The sequence below is a fragment of the Streptomyces sp. bgisy159 genome (genome assembly GCF_965341775.1).
In the GTDB taxonomy this organism is placed as follows: Bacteria; Actinomycetota; Actinomycetes; order Streptomycetales; family Streptomycetaceae; genus Streptomyces.
In genome coordinates this window covers 213,298-232,297 of record NZ_CBDQZH010000001.1, presented here as the reverse complement: position 1 = coordinate 232,297, position 19,000 = coordinate 213,298, and the positions used below count along the sequence as shown (strand labels likewise).

The following is a 19,000-nucleotide window of genomic DNA, read 5'->3' as shown; positions in this document are numbered from 1 at the left end:
CACAAGGAGTGAGTTTTCAGATACTGATAGAGATCGCCAGCGATCCCAGCAGCCGCCCGACCTCGCTCTGCAGCCGCTGCGCCGCGGGTACCAGCCGGTCGGCCTGGTGGGCGGGCAGGGACAGCGCCATCGTCGCCGCCGTGGTGCCGATGGTGAGCGGGATGGCGGCGCACACCGTGCCCAGCGCGTACTCCTGCCGCTCGAACACCGGCTCCATACGTCGCATCCGCTCCAGCCGACGCAGTAGCGCGCAGTCGTCGGGCACGGTGTACGGGGTGATCGACTGGACCGGGTATCGGGCGAGGTGGTCCCGGCGGGCGTCCTCGTCGATCTGCGCCAGCAGGCACTGGCCGATGGCGTGCGCGTGGCCGGTCTCCCGGAAGTCCGCCCACTCCTCGACGGCGGGGTTGCCGGGGGTGTCGGAGACGCACATGACCTCGATCTCACCGTCGCGGTACATGGCGTAGTAGACGGGGACCCCGAGGGTGTCCCGCCATTGCGCGAGCGTGTCGACGACCGTGCTGCGACGTTTCTGCGCGGCTCCTGTGCTGCTCAGGCGCTCGGCCGCCTCGCCGAGGAAGAACAGTCCCCGGTCCCGCCGCAGATATCCCTCGTGGACGAGGGTGCGCAGCAGGTGGTAGGCGGTGGGCAGCGCGAGGCCGGTCTCGCGGGCCAGTTGCTTGGCCGGGGCTCCGCACTCGTGCTCGGCGACGGCCTCCAGCAGGCGCATCGCCCGCTGCACGGACCCGATGAGGGTGGTCGCGGAGTGCGGTCGGTCATGGATCGCCGGGCTCGGCGGCCGCTGGAGCGGGGGTGCGGAGGAGCGCGGCCGCCTGGGGGGCGCGTACGGCTCTGCGGATGCGGTGTCAGCCGTGGCCAAGGGTCACTCCCGAAGCGCGAGGGGGCGGGCCGTGCCGGGGAAACACGGGAGGGTGGGCGGGTGTGCGCCGCTCGCGGGTGGTCCCCGCGGCGAGTTCCGGACTCTAACCCTGCGCCACCGCTTGCAGCCGGGCTGTCCGCAAAACTTCCCTCGCCCGAGGGAACCGGCGATTCCTGTTACCGCTCACCGGCTCCCGGACCGCTCACCAGTCGCCGCGCGACGAGGAGCTCGCCTTGAACTTCCGTACAACGTAGACGAGTCCACCGACCAGGGCGACGAAGACCAGAACCTTGAACAGCAGCCCGATGACGAAGCCGACCACGCTGGCTATCAGCCCGCCGAACACGACCAGGGCGATGACCGGCACCGCGACCCACTTCACCCACCACGGCAGTCCCGCGAAGATCTCACGCATCGCCCTCGTCCTTACCTCTCGCCCGTCGTTGTGCCGGGTGCCCTCGGACCCGGCCCGGTGCCGGATCCTCCTGATGTCGCTTTCGATGCTAGGGGGGCGGGCGGCCCGGCGGGGGCCTCGCGTCCCTTGTCCTCCCCTGACCGATCCCCTAGGGAACCCTGAGGCGCCGGATCAGGCTTCGGGCGGAGAGAACACCACCAGGACCCGCAGATCCTCGCTGATGTGGTGGAACTTGTGGGCGACTCCCGCAGGCACGTACACCACGCTGCCGCGGGCCACCTGCGTGGTCTCCCGTCCGACGGTGAGGGAGGCCCGGCCGGACACGACGAAGTACACCTCGTCCTGCTGGTGCGGGTTCTGCGGGTCGTGGCCGCCGGCGTCGAGCGCGTACAACCCGACGGACATGTTGCGTTCGCGTAGAAACTGCAGGTAGGCGCCGTCATGGGCGGCCCGCTCCGCTTCCAGTTCGTCCAGCCGGAATGCCTTCATCTGGTTCGTCCGCCCTCGCCCGGTGCTCTTGTACGATCTCTCTGCCACGATCAGACACATGAAGAATTTCGTAGTCAAGACGATCGCCAACGCGGGCGCCCTGGCGGTCGCCGTCTGGCTGCTCGCCAAGATCACCCTGACCGGTGACAGCACGGGCAAGAAGGTCGGCACCCTGCTTCTCGTAGCCCTGCTCTTCGGGCTGGTGAACTCCATTGTCAAGCCGATCGTGAAGGTGCTCACCTTCCCCCTGTTCATCCTCACGCTCGGCCTGATCACCCTGGTGGTGAACGCGCTGATGCTGCTGCTCACCTCGTGGCTCGCCGACAAGCTCGACCTGAGCTTCCATGTCGACGGCTTCTGGACGGCGGTCGTCGGCGCGTTGATCGTCTCGGTCGTCTCCTGGGCGCTCGACATGTTCCTGCCCGACGGGGACTGAGCGATGACCTACCGCGTCTGTTTCGTCTGCACCGGAAACATCTGCCGTTCCCCGATGGCCGAGTCCGTCTTCCGCGCGCGCGTGGCCGAGGCCGGACTCGACGACCTGATCGAGGTCGACAGCGCCGGCACGGGCGGCTGGCACGAGGGCGACGGCGCCGACCCGCGCACCGTCTCCGTCCTGGAGGAGCACGGCTACGCCGCGGGTCACACGGCACGGCAGTTCCGGCCCGAGTGGTTCGCCCGGCTCGACCTCGTGATCGCCCTGGACTCCGGTCACCTCCGGGCGCTGCGCCGTCTGGCTCCCACCGAGGAGGACGCGGGCAAGGTGCGCCTGCTGCGCTCCTACGCCCGGCCCGCGCCCGACGACCTGGACGTACCCGACCCCTACTACGGGGGCATGGAAGGGTTCGAGGAGTGCCTGGAGATGGTGGAGGCGGCGAGCACCGGATTGCTCGCCGCCGTACGCGACGAAGCGGGAGGCCGGGCGGCATGAACGACCATGACCGCGGTACGGGGGACGGCACGCGCGCGGTGCGCGCCGGGCTGCCCGACCCGGTGAAATACGAACCGACGCTACCCGGGCCGGTGTTCGCGGCCCACTACCACCTGCCGGGCGAGCCGACCGGCCCCTACACCTACGGCCGTGACGAGAACCCGACCTGGACCCGCCTGGAGCAGGCCATCGGCGAGCTGGAGGCGCCCGGTCGCGACGAGGTGGAGACCCTCGTGTTCGCGTCCGGCATGGCCGCGATCTCGGCGGTGCTCTTCTCGCAGCTGCGCGCCGGAGACACGGTCGTCCTGCCCAGTGACGGTTACCAGGTGCTGCCGCTGGTGCGCGCCCAGCTGGAGGCGTACGGCATCGAGGTGCGCACCGCGCCGACGGGCGGGGACGCCCAGCTCGACCTGCTGGACGGTGCGCGGCTGCTGTGGATCGAGTCCCCGTCCAACCCGGGGCTGGACGTGTGCGACATCCGCCGGCTGGTGGAGGCGGCACACGCGCGCGGCGCACTCGTCGCCGTCGACAACACCCTCGCCACACCGCTCGGGCAGCGCCCGATGGACCTCGGCGCGGACTTCTCGGTGGCCAGCGGCACCAAGCAGCTCACCGGGCACGGCGACATCCTGCTCGGCTACGTCGCGGGGCGCGCGGGCGAACCTATGACGGCCGTACGGCGCTGGCGCAAGATCGCGGGGGCGATTCCCGGACCGATGGAGGCATGGCTCGCCCACCGCTCGATCGCCACGCTGCAACTGCGGGTCGACCGGCAGAACACCACCGCGCTGACCCTCGCGCGGGCCCTGCGGGAGCGTCCCGAGGTGAGCGGCCTGCGCTATCCCGGGCTGGCGGACGACCCCGCGCACAAGGTCGCGGCTTCGCAGATGCGCCGCTTCGGGTGCGTGGTGTCCTTCGCGCTGCCCACCCGCGCGCGTGCGGAGCGGTTCCTGGACGCGCTGCGGCTGGTGGACGACGCGACGAGTTTCGGTGGTGTGCGCTCCACCGCCGAACGGCGCGGTCGCTGGGGCGGCGACGCGGTGCCGGAGGGCTTCATCCGCCTGTCGGTCGGTGCCGAGGACCCCGCGGACCTGGTGGCGGATGTACTGCGCGCGCTGGAGGAATCGGCGGATTGACGGGCCTGTCGGCGCTTCGGACGGGTGCCCCCGACTCTGACGGACGGTCCGAGCCTCCCCCCTCGTGGCTCGGACCGTCCCCGGTTCTGCGCGCGAAGAACCGCGTCGACAAGGCTAGTTGACTCAGTGTCAGTGTCCAATCACTCTGACGACAGAGACCTATCGACTTATTTATAGTTGGGCCCTGCCTCGGGGGCGGAGGGGGCAGGGGAAGGGGCGTGCGATGGACCTGGCCTTGCTGCGCACGTTCGTGGCCGTGCACAGGGCAGGTTCCTTCACCCGCGCCGCCGCCCTGCTGGGGCTGTCGCAGCCGGCCGTCACCTCGCAGATACGCACGCTCGAACGGCAGCTGGGGCGACCTCTCTTCCTGCGGAGGGCACGCGGAGTGACCCCGACGACCATCGGGGACGAACTCGCCCACCGAGCCGCGCCGCATCTCGACGCCCTGGCCGAGATCGCCGAGGTGGGCCCCGGTGACGAGTCCGCGTCCCGCACCCTGCATCTGGCCGGCCCCCCGGAGTTCACCGCCGAGCAGGCTCTTCCCGCGCTCACCGGCCTCGCCGGGAAGGACGGCACGGCGCTCGCCGTGCGCGTTTCCTTCGGTCACGCCGAGGAGGTCCTGGAGGGTCTGGCCGCCGGCCACCACGACCTGGCCATCAGCACCGCCCGCCCGCGCGGTGCCCTGTTCACGGCGACACCGCTGTGCGACGAGGAGCATGTGCTGGTCGCCTCGCCGCAGTGGGCGGAACGGGTCGGACGAGGACAACCATCGCGTCGGGATCCGGCAGACCTGGAGCAGTGCCCCGTGGTCGAGGTTCACGAGTCGCTGCCGTTCGTCTCCCGCTACTGGGCGTCCGTCTTCGACTCCCGTCCCGTCGCCTCCGGCACCGTCATCGTCCCGGATCTGCGTGCGGTCCTCGGCTGCGTGAGCGCGGGCGCCGGGCTGGCGGTCCTGCCCCGCTACCTGTGCGCGTCCGCCAGGGAACGCGGCGACGTCGTCCCCCTGTACGAGCCGGCGGTGCCGCCCCTGCGGACGTACTTCCTGGTGGTACGCGCCGGCACTCTGGGGATGCCGCACATCGCCCGGGCTCATGAATGGCTGCTGCAGACGGCCACGGAGTGGAGCTGACGCCCCGACCACGCCAGGCCTGGTCGCTGGCGGAGCTCATTTGGCTACGGTTCGCCAGGTTTCACGTGAAACCGGCGCGCATGTTTCACGTGGAACAGGCTGGGCCACATTTCTCCCATGACCGTCCGACCCGTGGTCAAGCGCACCGCCCGTGCTGTTCTGCTGGACGGCGACGACCTCATCCTGATCAAGCGCACCAAACCGGGTGTCGATCCGTACTGGGTCACCCCCGGCGGCGGGGTGGAGCCCGAGGATCCGACCGTCATCGACGCTCTGCACCGCGAGGTGCACGAGGAGCTCGGCGCCAAGATCACCGACGTGGTGCCCTGTTTCGTCGACACGGTCGAGCACATCGGTGACGACGGCGGAGCCACCGGCGTGAAAGTCCAGCACTTCTTCGTCTGCCGACTGGAGTCCATGGATCCAGCCCAGCGACACGGGCCCGAGATCGAGGAACCGGCCGGGGAGTACGAGATCGTCCGCGTGCCGTTCACACGCGTCGGCATCGCCTCCGTGCACCTCGTCCCCCTGTCACTGCGGCACTACCTGGACGGGAACATCGAGGGTGTCCGCGCCATGCACGCGCCCGATCTCGGGTGAGGCACCCTCGCGGAGGGTTCTAGCCGTAGTTTCACGTGAAACGACGGCGACCTTGCCGGGCACTGTGCACCGGGCGACGGCATGGCCAAAAGCACATGTCTCTCAGTGGAAACAGGTGGACGCGGAGCCCCCTGTTCGGACAGCCTGACCTGCGTGCCGACTCCTTCCCCCGCCGCTCACCCCATCCGTCGACTGACCTTCCGCGATCTCACCGCCTGCGCCGACTTGTCCGAGAATCGGGGGTGGCCGCGCGAGGAACACAAGTGGGGCCTTCTCCTCACGGCCGGCCAGGGGTACGGGATCGACGCACCCGACGGTGGGCTCATGGCCGCCTGCATCGTCACCAGGTACGGCCCGCAGGAGCGCCCCGACCTGGCGGCCATCGGCATGGTCCTGGTCGCCGAGCGGTATGCACGACAGGGCGTCGGACGGCAGCTGATGCGCCATGTCGTCTCCTCCTTGGACACGACCCCGCTGACCCTCCACGCCACGCCGAACGGCCGGCCCCTCTACGAGGAGCTGGGCTTCAAGACGACCGGACGCGCCGAGATGGTGCGCGGTCACTTCGCGTCCGGTGACGAGCGGCCCGGGACGGCCACACGAGCGGCGACGGCCGAAGACCTCACCGCCATTCTCCGCCTCGACGAAGAGGTCTTCGGCACCTATCGCACCCACATGATCACCCGGCTGCCTGCCTTCGCCGACGAGCTGCGGGTCGCTGAGGACGACGGCCGGGTCATCGGCTACGCGGCGCTCTGGCCGAACATGGAGACCCATGTAGTCGGCCCGCTGGTCGCCCGGGACACGGAGACGGCGAAGGCCCTGGTGGCCTCCCTCGCCGCCCGGACCGACCGGCCGTTGCGCACCGACATCGACGTACGTCACGAGGAACTGCTGGCCTGGGTGAAGGAGCGTGGGCTCAGCACGGTCGCCTTCAACGCCGTGATGACCTACGGCGTACCGGAGCTGCCCGGCGACTGGAGCCGGCGGTTCGCCCCGCTGACGGTCGCGGCAGGTTGAGCAGGGCCCGGTCCCTTCCGGTCGACGGCGGCCCGGCCGAGTCGGCAGCGTTCCGGGCGACTGCCCCGGCCGCTCCCAGCGACGGATCACCTCCCGGCGGCCACGCGTTCCTCAGCGGTGAGGGAACCGGCGACCACGGCACTCGGCCCGCTCTCCCGGCGTTCGAGGGCTGAGGAGACGAAGGCGAGCAGCAGCGCGGACCCGGCGAGGGCGGCCCCGACCCAGTTGGGCGCGGTGTAGCCGAGACCGGCGGCGATGACGAGACCGCCGAGCCAGGCCGAGAGCGCGTTGCCCAGGTTGAAGGCCCCGATGTTCACGGCCGACGCGAGCGTCGGGGCGCCGTGCGCCTGGTCGAGGACCCGCTTCTGCAGCGGGGGCACGGCGGCGAAGCCCAGCGCTCCGATCAGGACGATCGTCACGGCCGCGAGCGCCTTGTGCTGCGCGGTGAGCGTGAACAGAGCCAGAACGACCGCCAGTGCGCCCAGAGAGACGTACAGCAACGGCATCAGGGAGCGGTCGGCGTACCTGCCCCCGACGAGGTTGCCGCCGACCATGCCGAGGCCGAAGAGGACCAGCAGCCAGGTGACGGAACTGTCGGCGAACCCTGCGGCATGGGTCATCATGGGCGCGATGTAGGTGATGGCCGCGAAGACTCCGCCGAAGCCGAGGACGGTCATCGCCATGGCGAGGAGCACCTGCGGGTTCTTCAACGCCGCGAGTTCGTGGCGCAGCCGCACGCCTTCGGGCTCCGGCAGTTCCGGAACCCACCTGGCGATGCCCGCGAGGCCCACCACACCGAGGGTGGCGACGACACCGAAGGTGACGCGCCAGCCGACGCTCTGGCCGACGAGAGTGCCGAGCGGAACGCCGATGACGTTGGCGACGGTCAGTCCGGTGAACATCATCGCGATGGCACCGGCCTTCCTGTCCGGTGCCACCAGGTCTGCCGCGACGACCGAGCCGATGCCGAAGAACGCACCGTGCGCGAGCGAGGCCACGACGCGGCCGGTCAGCATCACCGAGAAGACGGGGGCGACGGCAGAGAGCAGGTTCCCGGCGATGAAGAGGCCCATCAGCAGCATCAGCATCCGCTTGCGGGGCACCCTGGTGCCGAGAGCGGTCATGAGCGGGGCGCCGAACATCACGCCCAGGGCGTAACCGGTCACCAGGAAGCCGGCCGTGGGGATGGAGACCCCGAAGTCGTCCGCCACCTCGGGCAGCAGTCCCATGATCACGAACTCGGTGGTGCCGATTCCGAAGGCCCCGATCGCGAGGGCCAGAAGCGCGAGAGGCATGACGGAGGCTCCCCTTCCGGAGGATTGATTGCTCGTGCGCCTATCTGGCCTCCGACATTAATTGCAGACGCGCTTTAATTGCAAGCGCGGGCTATTGCGAACGTCCTCTACCCTGGGACACAGCCGCTCCGGGACGGAGGAGAACGCCATGACTGCGACGGACCCCGCACTGACCGCCCTCTCCCAGGGCTGGTGCGCCCTCTCCCTGCTGCACGGCAGGATCGAGGCCCACATCGAACGGGCGCTGCAGGTCCGGCACGACCTGAGCGTGCGGGAGTACTCCCTGCTCGACGTCCTGAGCCGACAGCACGACGGCGACGGGGGCCACCTGCAGATGAAGCAGGTGGCCGACGCGGTGGTGCTGAGTCAGAGCGCCACCACCCGGCTCGTCACCCGGCTGGAGGACCGCGGCCTGCTGGAGCGCTACCTCTGCCCCACCGACCGGCGCGGTATCTACACCAACGTCACCGAATCGGGTCTGCGGCTTCTGGCCGGGGCCCGGCCCACCCATGACGCCGCTCTGCGGGAAGCCCTCGACGACGCGGCGAAGAACCCCGAACTGGCCCCTCTCGTCCGAGCCGTGGAGACCCTGACGGCACCGGCCGCCGCATAGGGTGCGGCCATGGGAGATCTTGGTATACGCCCCGCCGGCGCCGACGACGTCTCCGCGATCGTGGCGATGCTCGCGGACGACCCCCTCGGCGCACAGCGCGAGTCGCCCGACGACCTGGCGCCCTACCTGGCGGCCATGGAGCGGATCACGTCCGACCCCCATCAGCGTCTGGTCGTCGCCGTCCGGGAGGGTCGCGTGGTCGGCACGCTCCAACTCACCGTCATCCCGGGTCTGTCCCGGCGTGGCGCCACCCGGTCGATCATCGAGGGGGTGCGGGTACACGCCGACGAGCGCGGCAGCGGACTGGGGACCCGGTTCATCGAGTGGGCGGTCGAGGAATCCCGCCGCGCGGGCTGCCAGTTGGTGCAACTGACCTCGGACAACGCCCGTCCGGACGCCCATCGCTTCTACGAGCGGCTGGGCTTCGTCGCCTCCCACGTGGGATTCAAGCTACAGCTGTGACGGCACCGGGCTTCGTCGCCGAGGGGCTGTCGTGGGGCAGGGAGCTGTCTCGTGCGCTTGTTTCACGTGAAACAGCTCCTTGGCGCGTCGTCCGGCCGCGGGCCCTCCCTAGACGGCCCCCCGCCAGCCCTCGGCGTCCACCCCGCCGGGCACCTCAGCGGTCGTGTCGTACGGCTGACGTGTGAACACGAAGGACCCCAGGTCCAGATGGTCCACCGCACCGTCCGGCCGTCGTACCGCCCGCAGCAGCTCTCCGGCGAAGTAGCCTTCGAGCCCCGTCCAGGTGCCGTCGCCGTTCGGCTGGAAGCGCGAGCGCCGGCCACCGCCGGAGAGCGGTGCCAGCGAGACGAGCCCGTCGGCCGTCACTCTCAGGGCGAACGGACTGGTCCCCCAGTACCACTGACCGGCCAGCTCCAGCACAGACGCGTCCACCTCACGCAGAGGGCGCCAGGGCTCGGGAATCCGTGGCTCCGCCTCGGCGACGACACGGATCAGATCGGCACCGAGCAGCGACAGCAGCGGCCCCGAGGTGCAGTTGGCCAGGACGACGGCCGCGACATCGTCCTCCACGCAGACGGTGAGGTTCGCCAGGAAGCCCGGCACGGACCCCGAGTGTCCCACCAGAAACCGGCCGTCCCGGTGCTGGAGCTGCAGACCGAGTCCGTACGAGACGCCGTCCACGACATCCGCGGGCTCAACAGGAGCCGCCGGCGCCCTCATCTCCCGCAGTGTCTGCATGCTCAGCACCCGGTCGTCGCCCCGCATCAGGAAGGCCGCGAAACGGGCCAGGTCACCGGTAGTGGACCAGAGCTGCCCGGCGGGAGCCATCGGGCCGTACTCCTCCAGCGGTTCGGGAAGGAGCGCATCGGCCCACGGGTGCACCGCCCACCCTCCGGCGTAGGGTGCCTCGGGGCGCGTGGTCGTGCGGCCGAGCCCCAAGGGATCAAGGACCTCACGTCGCAGTACCTCCTCCCACGGGGCGCCGCGCAGCCGCTCCACCAGGGCTCCGAGCAGGGCGTAACCGGGGTTGGAGTAGTGGTGGCGCCGGCCCACGGGATGGAGCAGTGGCTGGTCGCCGAGGACATCCGTGATGCCGGGGCGCAGTGAGCCCGGCGTCCGCTCCCACCAGGGACCGGGCGTCTCGGCCGCCAGACCGCCCGCGTGGGCGAGGAGTTCGGCGATGCTCGCCTCTCCCACCGGTGTGCCCGGCAGGTGCTTCTCCAGCGGATCGACGAGATCGAGCCTCCCCTCGTCGCGCAGCCGCAGCACCAGCACCGCGGTGAACGTCTTGGTGATCGAGCCGATCCGGTACTGCACGTTCTCGTCCGGCCCGTGCCCGTCCACCGACGTCCGAGCCCCGTGCCACACGACCCGGCCGTCCCGCACGACCGCTGCTACCAGTGAAGGAGCCCGCCCCTGGGCCTGGGCAACGGCGATCCGGTGCAGCAACGCCCGCCGCGTGCCGGGAAGCAACTCATCCTGAGAACTCGTCATGGCCCCAGTCCACCCCGTGGGCGCCCAGGAGTCGACTCCGTATCACCGAGCCGGCCAGGTTCGCGCATGCAGGGTCTCGCGGCTCGTGTCAGATCGTGACGCGCTGACCTGCGGCTTCCGATCCTGTCCCACAGCGCATACCGATGCCCTGTCTCAAATCCGTGGCACTTCCTACGGGCGGCGCTGGAAGATGACGGCGTGCGACTCTCCTACGTCTTTCGCGTCAGTAAGTACGCCCCCGCCCACCGTGACGACCACGGGCACTACACCGGCGTGGAGGACACCACCAGCGATCACGGCGAGGTTGAGGCGGCCTATCTTCAGGCGGTTCAGGCGTTCGCTACGGATACCGGCGTCGACCGATTGACTGTCCGTGAGCCTGAGGTTTCGCGCGGGCCCGCTGCCACTCGGCGAGGGAGGCAGTTGCGACCGAGGCCAACTCAGGCCCTTCGATTCCACCTGCCGAATCACCCAGCCTTCGGCGTCGACTCGAAGTAGAACCAGGTGTCTTCCTCGTCCCAGTAGCAGCGCATCCATGTCGTCACGAGCCCATGATGGCGGCGGTCTGTGCGCCGGCCGCTGCGGTGTCCAATTCCTGTGGACCGTCATCTGGACTGCTGGGATGCTCCTGCTGTGACCACCACGACGAGCGAACTGCAGACCGGAGCCGGATGGGACGGCCCCTATTACCGTGTCCTCGCCAAAGGGTTCGAGGCCCTGTTCCTCCCAAGCCCTGACGAGGTGCTCGAGGAGGTCTGCAATGTGGATGTCGAGGTTCACCTTCCCGATGGCTCTCGCTGGAGTGCGACGATCTTCACCCTCGCCGAGGTGGACCGGCTGATGAGGAGATGGGAGGGGACCGGAGAAGCCGCAGGGGGCCGGTGCTTCTGGTGCTCGGACGGGCTGATCGTTCGGGACCCTGGCATCCAAGGCATGGTGGGCGTGATCGCCGAGCTGCTTGCGTCTGACGAGTTCGACGGAGCCTTTCATCGCCTTTCCGACCCGGAGTGAACTCCGGTTTTACGACGCCGCACCATCTTGAGACGTGCGAATAGCCCTGAGCACCCTCCTCCCCAAGGGAGTCAGCGTCATGGGCCGGCCGCGTTCGGCTCTGACCAGCAGCGGTCCGCCTCCGTGGCGGACGTTCCGCTGGCACAAGAGCCAGAAGCACTACTCCGGCACTTACTGGTCGGCGACGATGCGGGATCACGTGATCCACGAGTCGCGACTGGAGCCAAGCCGACTGCAGGAGATCGGCAGGCACCGTACGCCAGTCTTGGTCCTCTACGAGAGCACCACGTTGATGACGGATACTCACCGTCGCAGCGACGTCCACCGCACGGTGTCAGCGTTCGCTCCCCGCACGGAGAGGTCGCGCCCTACGCCACCCAGAGTGAACGCTCCGAGCTGCGAGTCTCATGATGGCTGCATAAATGCCATCCATATGCAGCAGCGCTGAGATCATGAAGCTGGATTTGAGACCCTACAGCGCACCTGATCAGGTCTGAGCCATGTCCACGAAGCGTGAATAGTGGCCCTGGAAGGCGACGGTGATGGTGGCTGTCGGGCCGTTTCGGTGCTTGCCGACGATGATGTCCGCCTCCCCGGCGCGAGGGGACTCCTTCTCGTAGGCGTCCTCACGATGGAGCAGGATCACCATGTCGGCGTCCTGCTCGATGGAACCGGACTCACGCAGGTCGGACACCATCGGCTTCTTGTCCGTGCGCTGCTCGGGACCGCGGTTGAGCTGGGAGAGCGCGATCACCGGCACCTCCAGTTCCTTGGCCAGGAGCTTGAGGTTACGGGACATGTCCGAGACCTCCTGCTGACGGCTCTCGGAACGCTTGGCACCGCCGGACTGCATCAGCTGCAGATAGTCGATGATCACCAGCTTGATGTCGTTGCGCTGCTTCAGCCGACGGCACTTCGCGCGGATCTCCATCATCGACAGGTTCGGGGAGTCGTCGATGTAGAGCGGCGCCGAGGACACCTCGGGCATCCGGCGGGCGAGGCGCGTCCAGTCCTCGTCGGTCATGGTGCCGGACCGCATGTGGTGCAGCGCGACGCGGGCCTCGGCGGACAGTAGACGCATCGCGATCTCGTTGCGGCCCATTTCGAGGGAGAAGATGACGCTCGGCAGGTTGTGCTTGATCGACGCGGCCCGGGCGAAGTCCAGCGCCAGTGTCGACTTGCCCATCGCGGGACGGGCCGCGATGACGATCATCTGACCAGGGTGCAGACCGTTGGTGAGCGCGTCGAGATCGGTGAACCCCGTGGGCACACCGGTCATCTCACCACTGCGCGAGCCGATCGCCTCGATCTCGTCGAGCGCGCCCTCCATGATGTCGCCGAGCGGCAGGTAGTCCTCACTGGTGCGCTGCTCGGTGACGGCGTAGATCTCCGCCTGGGCGCGGTTGACGATCTCGTCGATGTCGTCGTCGGCCGCGTATCCCATCTGGGTGATACGAGTACCGGCCTCCACCAGACGGCGCAGCACCGCGCGCTCGTGCACGATCTCGGCGTAGTACTCGGCGTTGGCCGCCGTCGGCACCGTCTGCACAAGGGTGTGCAGATAGGAGGCACCGCCCACCTTGTTGATCTCACCGCGCTTGGTCAGCTCGGCGGCGATCGTGATCGGGTCGGCCGGCTCACCCTTGGCGTAGACGTCGAGGATGGCCTGGTAGATCGTCTCGTGGGCGGGCTTGTAGAAGTCGTGGCCCTTGAGGATCTCGACGACGTCCGCGATGGCGTCCTTGGACAGGAGCATGCCGCCGAGGACGGACTGCTCGGCATCGAGGTCCTGCGGCGGGACCCGCTCGAAGGGCGTGCCCCCGCCGTCCCACTCGGCGGCCTCCCGGCCGCGCTCGTGCTGCTCGTCCCGGCTGCGGCCGCCGTCCCCGCGCCGGCGGAAAGAGGGCAGACGATCACTCGGACCGCTGTCGGCCCACGGGTCGTCCAAGGGCTCGGACATGCTCACCGAGCGACCTCCTCCCGTCCGCCGAGCGGACCTCGCCGTGCCCGTCATTTCTACGGCACGGCACTGACAACTGAGAGGCCCTGGCTCCGGTTCTGGCGCGTCGGATTTGTGCGGGTTTCCCCAGCGGGAAACGGAACGGGCGCCGGACCACGGTAGGCCCGGCGAGGACGTCAGCCAATCTGGTTATCCACAGGCCATGTGGACGACGGGCCGGATGCTGTGGAGAACTCCCGAAAACCTGTGCACGAGCCGGTGGACAGCCCTGTGAACAAGACCTCGCCCTCCGCGCCGTCACGGCCCTGACCTGCACACTTCCCATCCACTGGCTGTGCAGAAGAAAAACTTGCCCAGTCGGACCCGGATCGCTTCGAACGGTGCGCGAAGTGACACAGAGCAACCGCCACAGTAAGGGGCAATCCAGTTTTGCATCTCTTACCTGTGGACGATTAGATTGATGCCCATGACACAGGCCCCCGCGCCCCCCAGAGCCACCCGGCGCGAGCACGACCGGGAGATCGTCGCGCTCGCCGTACCGGCGTTCGGCGCACTCGTCGCGGAACCCCTCTTCGTCATGGCCGACAGCGCCATCGTCGGCCACCTCGGCACCGCCCAACTCGCCGGCCTCGGCGTCGCCTCCGCCCTGCTCGCCACGGCCGTCAGCGTCTTCGTCTTCCTCGCCTACGCCACCACGGCGGCCGTCGCCCGCCGGGTCGGAGCCGGTGACCTCTCCGCCGCCATCCGACAGGGCATGGACGGCATCTGGCTGGCCCTTCTCCTAGGTTCCGTCGTGATCGCCGCCGTCCTGCCCACGGCACCGGCGCTCGTCGAGCTCTTCGGCGCCTCCGAGACCGCCGCCCCCTACGCGGCCACCTATCTGCGCGTCTCCTCTCTCGGCATTCCGGCCATGCTCGTCGTCCTCGCCTCCACCGGTGTCCTACGCGGACTGCAGAACACCAGGACACCGCTGTACGTCGCAGTCGCCGGCTTCGTCGCGAACGGCGCGCTGAACGCCGTACTCGTCTACGGCGCCGGGCTCGGCATCGCAGGCTCCGCCTGGGGCACCGTCATCGCCCAGTGCGGGATGGCCGCGGTCTATCTGGCGGTCGTCGTCCGGGGCGCGCGTCGGCACGGTGCCTCCCTGCGACCCGACGCCGCAGGAATACGAGCCTCGGCGCAGGCCGGCACACCGCTGCTGATCCGTACCCTCTCGCTGCGGGCCATCCTGATGATCGCCACAGGCGTCGCCGCCCGCCTCGGGGACGCGGACGTCGCGGCCCACCAGATCATCCTGTCCCTGTGGAGTCTGCTGGCCTTCGCGCTCGACGCCATCGCCATCGCCGGACAGGCCATCATCGGTCGCTATCTGGGCGCCGGCGACGCGGCAGGCGCCCAGGCGGTCTGCCGCCGCATGGTGCAGTGGGGCGCCGCGGTCGGTGTGGCCCTCGGCGTGCTGGTGATGGTCACCCGCCCGTTGTTCCTGTCCCTGTTCACCGACGACTCCGCGGTGCGCGACGCCGCCCTGCCCGCCTTGGTGATTGTGGCCCTCTCCCAGCCCGTCTCCGGAATCGTCTTCGTTCTCGACGGCGTACTGATGGGTGCGGGAGACGGACCGTATCTCGCCTGGGCCATGCTGCTCACCCTGGCGGTCTTCGCCCCGGTAGCCCTGCTGGTGCCTGTGCTGGGCGGCGGACTCACTGCCCTCTGGGCGGCTATGACGCTGATGATGGCGGTACGGATGGGGACTCTGTGGCTGCGGGGTCGATCCGGCCGCTGGGCCGTCACCGGGGCGACCCGATGACCGTTTCACGTGAAACACCCCCGCTCCGCATGAAGCCACCCGGGCCCCGGGCTCTCGTTGCCCGGGGCATGCGAAAGGGGCCGTACCCCGAAAGGCACGACCCCTCACTGCTCAAGCGAGCCGCGGCACTCAGGCCGCGATGACCTCGATGTTGACCTTGGCGGCAACCTCGGGGTGCAGACGCACGGACGTCTCGTGGGCGCCCAGCGTCTTGATGGGCGAACCCAGCTCGATGCGGCGCTTGTCGACCTCGGGACCACCGGCGGCCTTGATCGCCGAGGCGATGTCGGCCGGGGTGACGGAACCGAAGAGACGACCGGCGTCGCCGGAGCGGACGGCCAGACGGACCTTCACACCCTCGAGCTGACCCTTGATCTGGTTGGCCTGCTCGATGGTCTGGATCTCGTGGATCTTGCGAGCGCGACGGATCTGCTCGACGTCCTTCTCGCCACCCTTGGTCCAGCGGATAGCGAACTTCCGCGGGATCAGGTAGTTGCGAGCGTAACCGTCCTTGACGTCCACGACGTCGCCCGCGGCACCGAGGCCGGAGACCTCGTGGGTGAGGATGATCTTCATGATTCGGTCACCCTTCCCTTAGCGCGCGGTGGAGGTGTAGGGCAGCAGCGCCATCTCACGGCTGTTCTTGACAGCCGTGGCGACGTCACGCTGGTGCTGCGTGCAGTTGCCGGTCACGCGGCGGGCACGGATCTTGCCGCGGTCGGAAATGAACTTCCGCAGCATGTTCGTGTCCTTGTAGTCCACGTACGTGACCTTGTCCTTGCAGAAAGCGCAGACCTTCTTCTTCGGCTTGCGCACAGGCGGCTTCGCCATGGTGATTCTCCTGTGTGATCAAGAAGTGGGGATACGGCCCACCCTCGGTCCGAAGACCTAGAAGGGGGGCTCGTCCGAGTAGCCGCCACCGCCGCCGGAGCCGCCGGAGCCGCCGCCCCAGCCGCCGCCCTGCTGGCCACCGGCGGGAGCGCCGGTCGCCCAGGGGTCGTCGGCGGGAGCGCCGCCCTGCTGGCCGCCGCCGGGGCCGCCGCCCCAGCCGCCGCCACCACCCTGCTGGCCACCGCCGAAGCCGCCGCCACCACCCTGAGCACCGCGGCCGGTGGTCTTGGTGACCTTGGCCGTGGCGTTGCGCAGGCTGGGGCCGACTTCCTCGACGTCCAGTTCATAGACCGTGCGCTTGACGCCCTCACGGTCCTCGTAGGACCGCTGCTTCAGTCGGCCCTGCACGATGACGCGCATGCCTCGCTGAAGCGACTCGGCGACGTTCTCCGCCGCCTGACGCCAGACCGAGCAGGTCAGGAAGAGGCTCTCGCCGTCCTTCCACTCGTTGGTCTGACGGTCGAAGGTGCGGGGGGTGGACGCGACACGGAACTTCGCGACCGCCGCACCGGAGGGGGTGAAGCGCAGCTCGGGGTCGTCGACAAGATTGCCGATGACCGTGATGACGGTCTCGCCTGCCATGGGGGAACCTCTCGGCGGGTTTGCGGGCTGCTGGTGGTGCTACTCGAATCCCGAGATCAGCTGAGCAGCGGGCTCAGTGGGTCTCGGGGCGGAGGACCTTGGTCCGGAGGACCGACTCGTTCAGGTTCATCTGGCGGTCGAGCTCCTTGACGACCGCAGGCTCGGCCTGCAGGTCGATGACCGAGTAGATGCCCTCGGGCTTCTTCTTGATCTCGTACGAGAGACGACGACGGCCCCAGGTGTCGACCTTCTCGACCTTGCCGTTGCCCTCACGGACGACGGAGAGGAAGTTCTCGATCAGGGGGGCGACGGCGCGCTCCTCCAGATCGGGGTCGAGGATGACCATCACCTCGTAGTGACGCATGTGGAACCCACCTCCTTTGGACTCAGCGGCCACGGTCGTTCCGTGGCAGGAGGGTTGTGATGCGTACGCAACGGTATCGGCCGCCACTGACAATCGGGGTCGTCTCTCGACGACCCCGCTCTGAGCTGGGCGGACTCCCTGGCTGGGCCTGGGCAGACACCGGTGCAGACGGTACAGACTACCCGGACACCCGCTTCCGGTTGAAATCCGCCCGCCCTCACCGTCAATCTGGACACGTCGGGTGTGTATGGCGCTACGATGCGCCGCCTTCCGCAGGAGGTGCCCCATGGCACAGGCATTGCGACCCAACACCGGAGTCGGCTCCCTCTTCGCCACCGACGGCAGACGCCACCCCCTCCAGGACACACTGCTCGCGGTGACCCTGGTGCTCGGCGTGGTGTCGTTCGTCACGGCGATGTTCCACAGCCTCCATCTGGTGAGTTCGTGGACCGGTCTGCTGGGGATCCTCACCGGCGCCTACGGGCAGTGGGTCTCCGAGACCACCCGCGAGCGCTTCGGGCTGATCCTGGGCCTCGGCGCCAGCGGCGTCGGCTTCTTCCTCGGCATGGCGCACGGCGGCCTGTTCGGCGGCCTCTTCTGACACCCGGACACCGGGACGCCGGCTCTCGCGTCCCGGTGTCCGCACGACACCGCGCCACACCCCGGCCACAGGGACGGCCGGGGTGAAGGTGGCGTGCGCCCAGTCGGTGCGCGCCCCCGGGCGCAGTAGGCTTCGGCGCGAGAGCCGGAGCCCCTGTACCCATGGGGACACACCAGCCCGAGGAGCGCCCCGACATGAGCCTGACCCTGAGGACGATCAGCCGCGAGCAGCATCTGGCGTACATCCAGAGCCTGCCGTCGGCGAGCCACATGCAGGTTCCGGCCTGGGCTGACGTCAAGGCGGAATGGCGCTCCGAGAGCCTCGGCTGGTTCGACGGGCGCACCGGCGAGATGGTCGGCGCGGGCCTGGTCCTCTACCGGCAGCTGCCCAAGATCAAGCGCTACCTCGCCTATCTGCCCGAAGGCCCGGTCATCAACTGGTTCGCGCCGAACCTGACGGACTGGCTGGAGCCGATGCTGGCGCACCTCAAGCAGCAGGGCGCCTTCTCGGTGAAGATGGGCCCGCCGGTGATCATCCGCCGCTGGGAGGCGTCCTCCATCAAGCAGGGCATCCAGAACCCGGACGTGAAGCGGCTGCGCGACATCGAGGCGGACTTCATCGAGCCTCGTGCCTTCGAGGTGGCCGACAAGCTGCGCCGGATGGGCTGGCAGCAGGGCGAGGACGGCGGCGCCGGCTTCGGTGACGTGCAGCCCCGCTACGTGTTCCAGGTGCCGCTGGCCAACCGCTCCCTGGAAGAGGTGCACAAGAACTTCAACCAGCTGTGGCGGCGCAACATCAAGAAGGCCGAGAAGGCCGGTGTCGAGGTCGTCCAGGGCGGTTATCACGACCTGGAGGAGTGGCAGCGGCTGTACGAGATCACCGCGGTGCGCGACCACTTCCGTCCTCGCCCGCTCTCCTACTTCCAGCGCATGTGGACGGCCCTCAACACCGAGGACCCCAACCGGATGCGGCTGTACTTCGCCCGCCACAACGGCGTGAACCTGTCGGCGGCGACCATGCTCATCGTCGGCGGGCACGTCTGGTACTCCTACGGCGCCTCCGACAACATCGGCCGCGAGTTCCGGCCGTCGAACGCCATGCAGTGGCGGATGCTGCGCGACGCGTACGCGCTCGGCGCGACGGTCTACGACCTGCGCGGCATCTCCGACTCGCTGGACGAGAGCGACCACCTCTTCGGCCTGATCCAGTTCAAGGTCGGCACCGGCGGCCAGGCGGCGGAGTACCTCGGTGAGTGGGACTTCCCGCTGAACAAGCTGCTGCACAAGGCGCTCGACATCTACATGTCGCGTCGCTGAGCCGTCA

22 protein-coding genes are annotated in these 19,000 nt (G+C 69.0%); 12 read left to right on the top strand and 10 right to left on the bottom strand.

The features are described from left to right. Nucleotides 1-16 precede the first annotated feature (16 nt). From ACSLTV_RS01100 to ACSLTV_RS01090, 3 genes are all read right to left on the bottom strand, one after another. Nucleotides 17-880 (bottom strand): IclR family transcriptional regulator, encoded by an 864-nt coding sequence (locus ACSLTV_RS01100; protein ID WP_432156552.1) that lies wholly within the window; start codon nucleotides 878-880, stop codon nucleotides 17-19. A gap of 202 nt (nucleotides 881-1,082) precedes the next feature. Continuing rightward, entirely contained in the window at nucleotides 1,083-1,295 is a 213-nt protein-coding gene (locus tag ACSLTV_RS01095; protein ID WP_435611456.1) for a DUF5326 family protein, read from the bottom strand. Between the two features lie 171 nt (nucleotides 1,296-1,466). Next, complete coding sequence (locus ACSLTV_RS01090) at nucleotides 1,467-1,784, bottom strand: cupin domain-containing protein (RefSeq protein WP_435611503.1); 318 nt, start codon at nucleotides 1,782-1,784, stop codon at nucleotides 1,467-1,469. 58 nt (nucleotides 1,785-1,842) lie between these two features. Here ACSLTV_RS01090 and ACSLTV_RS01085 point away from each other — a divergent pair, with 58 nt between their 5' ends. The 6 genes from ACSLTV_RS01085 (at nucleotide 1,843) to ACSLTV_RS01060 (ending at nucleotide 6,600) form a co-directional block, all read left to right on the top strand. Then, entirely contained in the window at nucleotides 1,843-2,220 is a 378-nt protein-coding gene (locus ACSLTV_RS01085; protein ID WP_435611455.1) for a phage holin family protein, read from the top strand. A gap of 3 nt (nucleotides 2,221-2,223) precedes the next feature. After that, the gene (locus ACSLTV_RS01080) at nucleotides 2,224-2,715 is read left to right on the top strand and encodes a low molecular weight protein-tyrosine-phosphatase (protein ID WP_432136582.1); all 492 of its coding nucleotides are present in this window, start codon (nucleotides 2,224-2,226) and stop codon (nucleotides 2,713-2,715) included. After that, nucleotides 2,712-3,851 carry a cystathionine gamma-lyase gene (locus ACSLTV_RS01075; protein ID WP_432136581.1) on the top strand — a complete coding sequence of 380 codons (1,140 nt, stop codon included), beginning with the start codon at nucleotides 2,712-2,714 and terminating at the stop codon, nucleotides 3,849-3,851. The genes ACSLTV_RS01080 and ACSLTV_RS01075 overlap by 4 nt, the downstream gene beginning before the upstream one ends. 223 nt (nucleotides 3,852-4,074) lie before the next feature. After that, nucleotides 4,075-4,980, top strand: a complete 906-nt coding sequence (locus ACSLTV_RS01070) for a LysR family transcriptional regulator (RefSeq protein WP_432136580.1) — start codon at nucleotides 4,075-4,077, stop codon at nucleotides 4,978-4,980. Between the two features lie 117 nt (nucleotides 4,981-5,097). Next, the gene (locus ACSLTV_RS01065) at nucleotides 5,098-5,580 is read left to right on the top strand and encodes an NUDIX domain-containing protein (protein ID WP_432136579.1); all 483 of its coding nucleotides are present in this window, start codon (nucleotides 5,098-5,100) and stop codon (nucleotides 5,578-5,580) included. A 153-nt stretch (nucleotides 5,581-5,733) separates the two neighbouring features. Continuing rightward, nucleotides 5,734-6,600 (top strand): GNAT family N-acetyltransferase, encoded by an 867-nt coding sequence (locus ACSLTV_RS01060; protein ID WP_432156553.1) that lies wholly within the window; start codon nucleotides 5,734-5,736, stop codon nucleotides 6,598-6,600. A gap of 86 nt (nucleotides 6,601-6,686) precedes the next feature. On the opposite strand, the gene ACSLTV_RS01055 is transcribed toward ACSLTV_RS01060, so the two are convergent. Further along, on the bottom strand, nucleotides 6,687-7,895 hold the full coding sequence (locus tag ACSLTV_RS01055) for an MFS transporter (protein ID WP_432156554.1): 1,209 nt from the start codon (nucleotides 7,893-7,895) through the stop codon (nucleotides 6,687-6,689). 148 nt (nucleotides 7,896-8,043) lie between these two features. On the opposite strand from ACSLTV_RS01055, the gene ACSLTV_RS01050 reads away from it, so the two are divergent. Then, nucleotides 8,044-8,508, top strand: a complete 465-nt coding sequence (locus ACSLTV_RS01050) for a MarR family winged helix-turn-helix transcriptional regulator (RefSeq protein WP_432136576.1) — start codon at nucleotides 8,044-8,046, stop codon at nucleotides 8,506-8,508. Between the two features lie 9 nt (nucleotides 8,509-8,517). After that, nucleotides 8,518-8,970: an N-acetyltransferase family protein gene (locus ACSLTV_RS01045; RefSeq protein WP_432136575.1), complete on the top strand. Its 453-nt coding sequence runs from the start codon at nucleotides 8,518-8,520 to the stop codon at nucleotides 8,968-8,970. 108 nt (nucleotides 8,971-9,078) lie between these two features. On the opposite strand, the gene ACSLTV_RS01040 is transcribed toward ACSLTV_RS01045, so the two are convergent. Then, entirely contained in the window at nucleotides 9,079-10,464 is a 1,386-nt protein-coding gene (locus tag ACSLTV_RS01040; protein WP_435611453.1) for a serine hydrolase domain-containing protein, read from the bottom strand. 633 nt (nucleotides 10,465-11,097) lie between these two features. Here ACSLTV_RS01040 and ACSLTV_RS01035 point away from each other — a divergent pair. Beyond that, nucleotides 11,098-11,475, top strand: a complete 378-nt coding sequence (locus tag ACSLTV_RS01035) for a hypothetical protein (RefSeq protein WP_435611452.1) — start codon at nucleotides 11,098-11,100, stop codon at nucleotides 11,473-11,475. A 487-nt stretch (nucleotides 11,476-11,962) separates the two neighbouring features. Here ACSLTV_RS01035 and dnaB read toward each other — a convergent pair whose 3' ends face one another. After that, nucleotides 11,963-13,441, bottom strand: a complete 1,479-nt coding sequence (gene dnaB, locus ACSLTV_RS01030; protein WP_432156555.1) for a replicative DNA helicase — start codon at nucleotides 13,439-13,441, stop codon at nucleotides 11,963-11,965. Between the two features lie 460 nt (nucleotides 13,442-13,901). Here dnaB and ACSLTV_RS01025 point away from each other — a divergent pair, with 460 nt between their 5' ends. After that, the gene (locus tag ACSLTV_RS01025; RefSeq protein ID WP_432136571.1) at nucleotides 13,902-15,239 is read left to right on the top strand and encodes an MATE family efflux transporter; all 1,338 of its coding nucleotides are present in this window, start codon (nucleotides 13,902-13,904) and stop codon (nucleotides 15,237-15,239) included. Between the two features lie 129 nt (nucleotides 15,240-15,368). On the opposite strand, the gene rplI is transcribed toward ACSLTV_RS01025, so the two are convergent. The 4 genes from rplI to rpsF form a co-directional block, all read right to left on the bottom strand. Beyond that, nucleotides 15,369-15,815, bottom strand: coding sequence for a 50S ribosomal protein L9 (gene rplI, locus ACSLTV_RS01020; RefSeq protein WP_432136570.1), 447 nt, complete (start codon nucleotides 15,813-15,815; stop codon nucleotides 15,369-15,371). 18 nt (nucleotides 15,816-15,833) lie between these two features. Next, a complete protein-coding gene (gene rpsR, locus ACSLTV_RS01015) occupies nucleotides 15,834-16,070 on the bottom strand; it encodes a 30S ribosomal protein S18 (RefSeq protein WP_003949403.1) in 237 nt (78 codons plus the stop codon). Between the two features lie 57 nt (nucleotides 16,071-16,127). Next, entirely contained in the window at nucleotides 16,128-16,712 is a 585-nt protein-coding gene (locus tag ACSLTV_RS01010; RefSeq protein WP_432156557.1) for a single-stranded DNA-binding protein, read from the bottom strand. Nucleotides 16,713-16,785: 73 nt separating this feature from the next. Next, nucleotides 16,786-17,076 (bottom strand): 30S ribosomal protein S6, encoded by a 291-nt coding sequence (gene rpsF, locus ACSLTV_RS01005; RefSeq protein ID WP_005482942.1) that lies wholly within the window; start codon nucleotides 17,074-17,076, stop codon nucleotides 16,786-16,788. Nucleotides 17,077-17,362: 286 nt separating this feature from the next. On the opposite strand from rpsF, the gene ACSLTV_RS01000 reads away from it, so the two are divergent. Next, entirely contained in the window at nucleotides 17,363-17,677 is a 315-nt protein-coding gene (locus tag ACSLTV_RS01000; protein WP_432136568.1) for a hypothetical protein, read from the top strand. A 194-nt stretch (nucleotides 17,678-17,871) separates the two neighbouring features. Then, nucleotides 17,872-18,993: a peptidoglycan bridge formation glycyltransferase FemX gene (femX, locus tag ACSLTV_RS00995; RefSeq protein WP_432136567.1), complete on the top strand. Its 1,122-nt coding sequence runs from the start codon at nucleotides 17,872-17,874 to the stop codon at nucleotides 18,991-18,993. The last annotated feature ends 7 nt before the right edge of the window (nucleotides 18,994-19,000 follow it).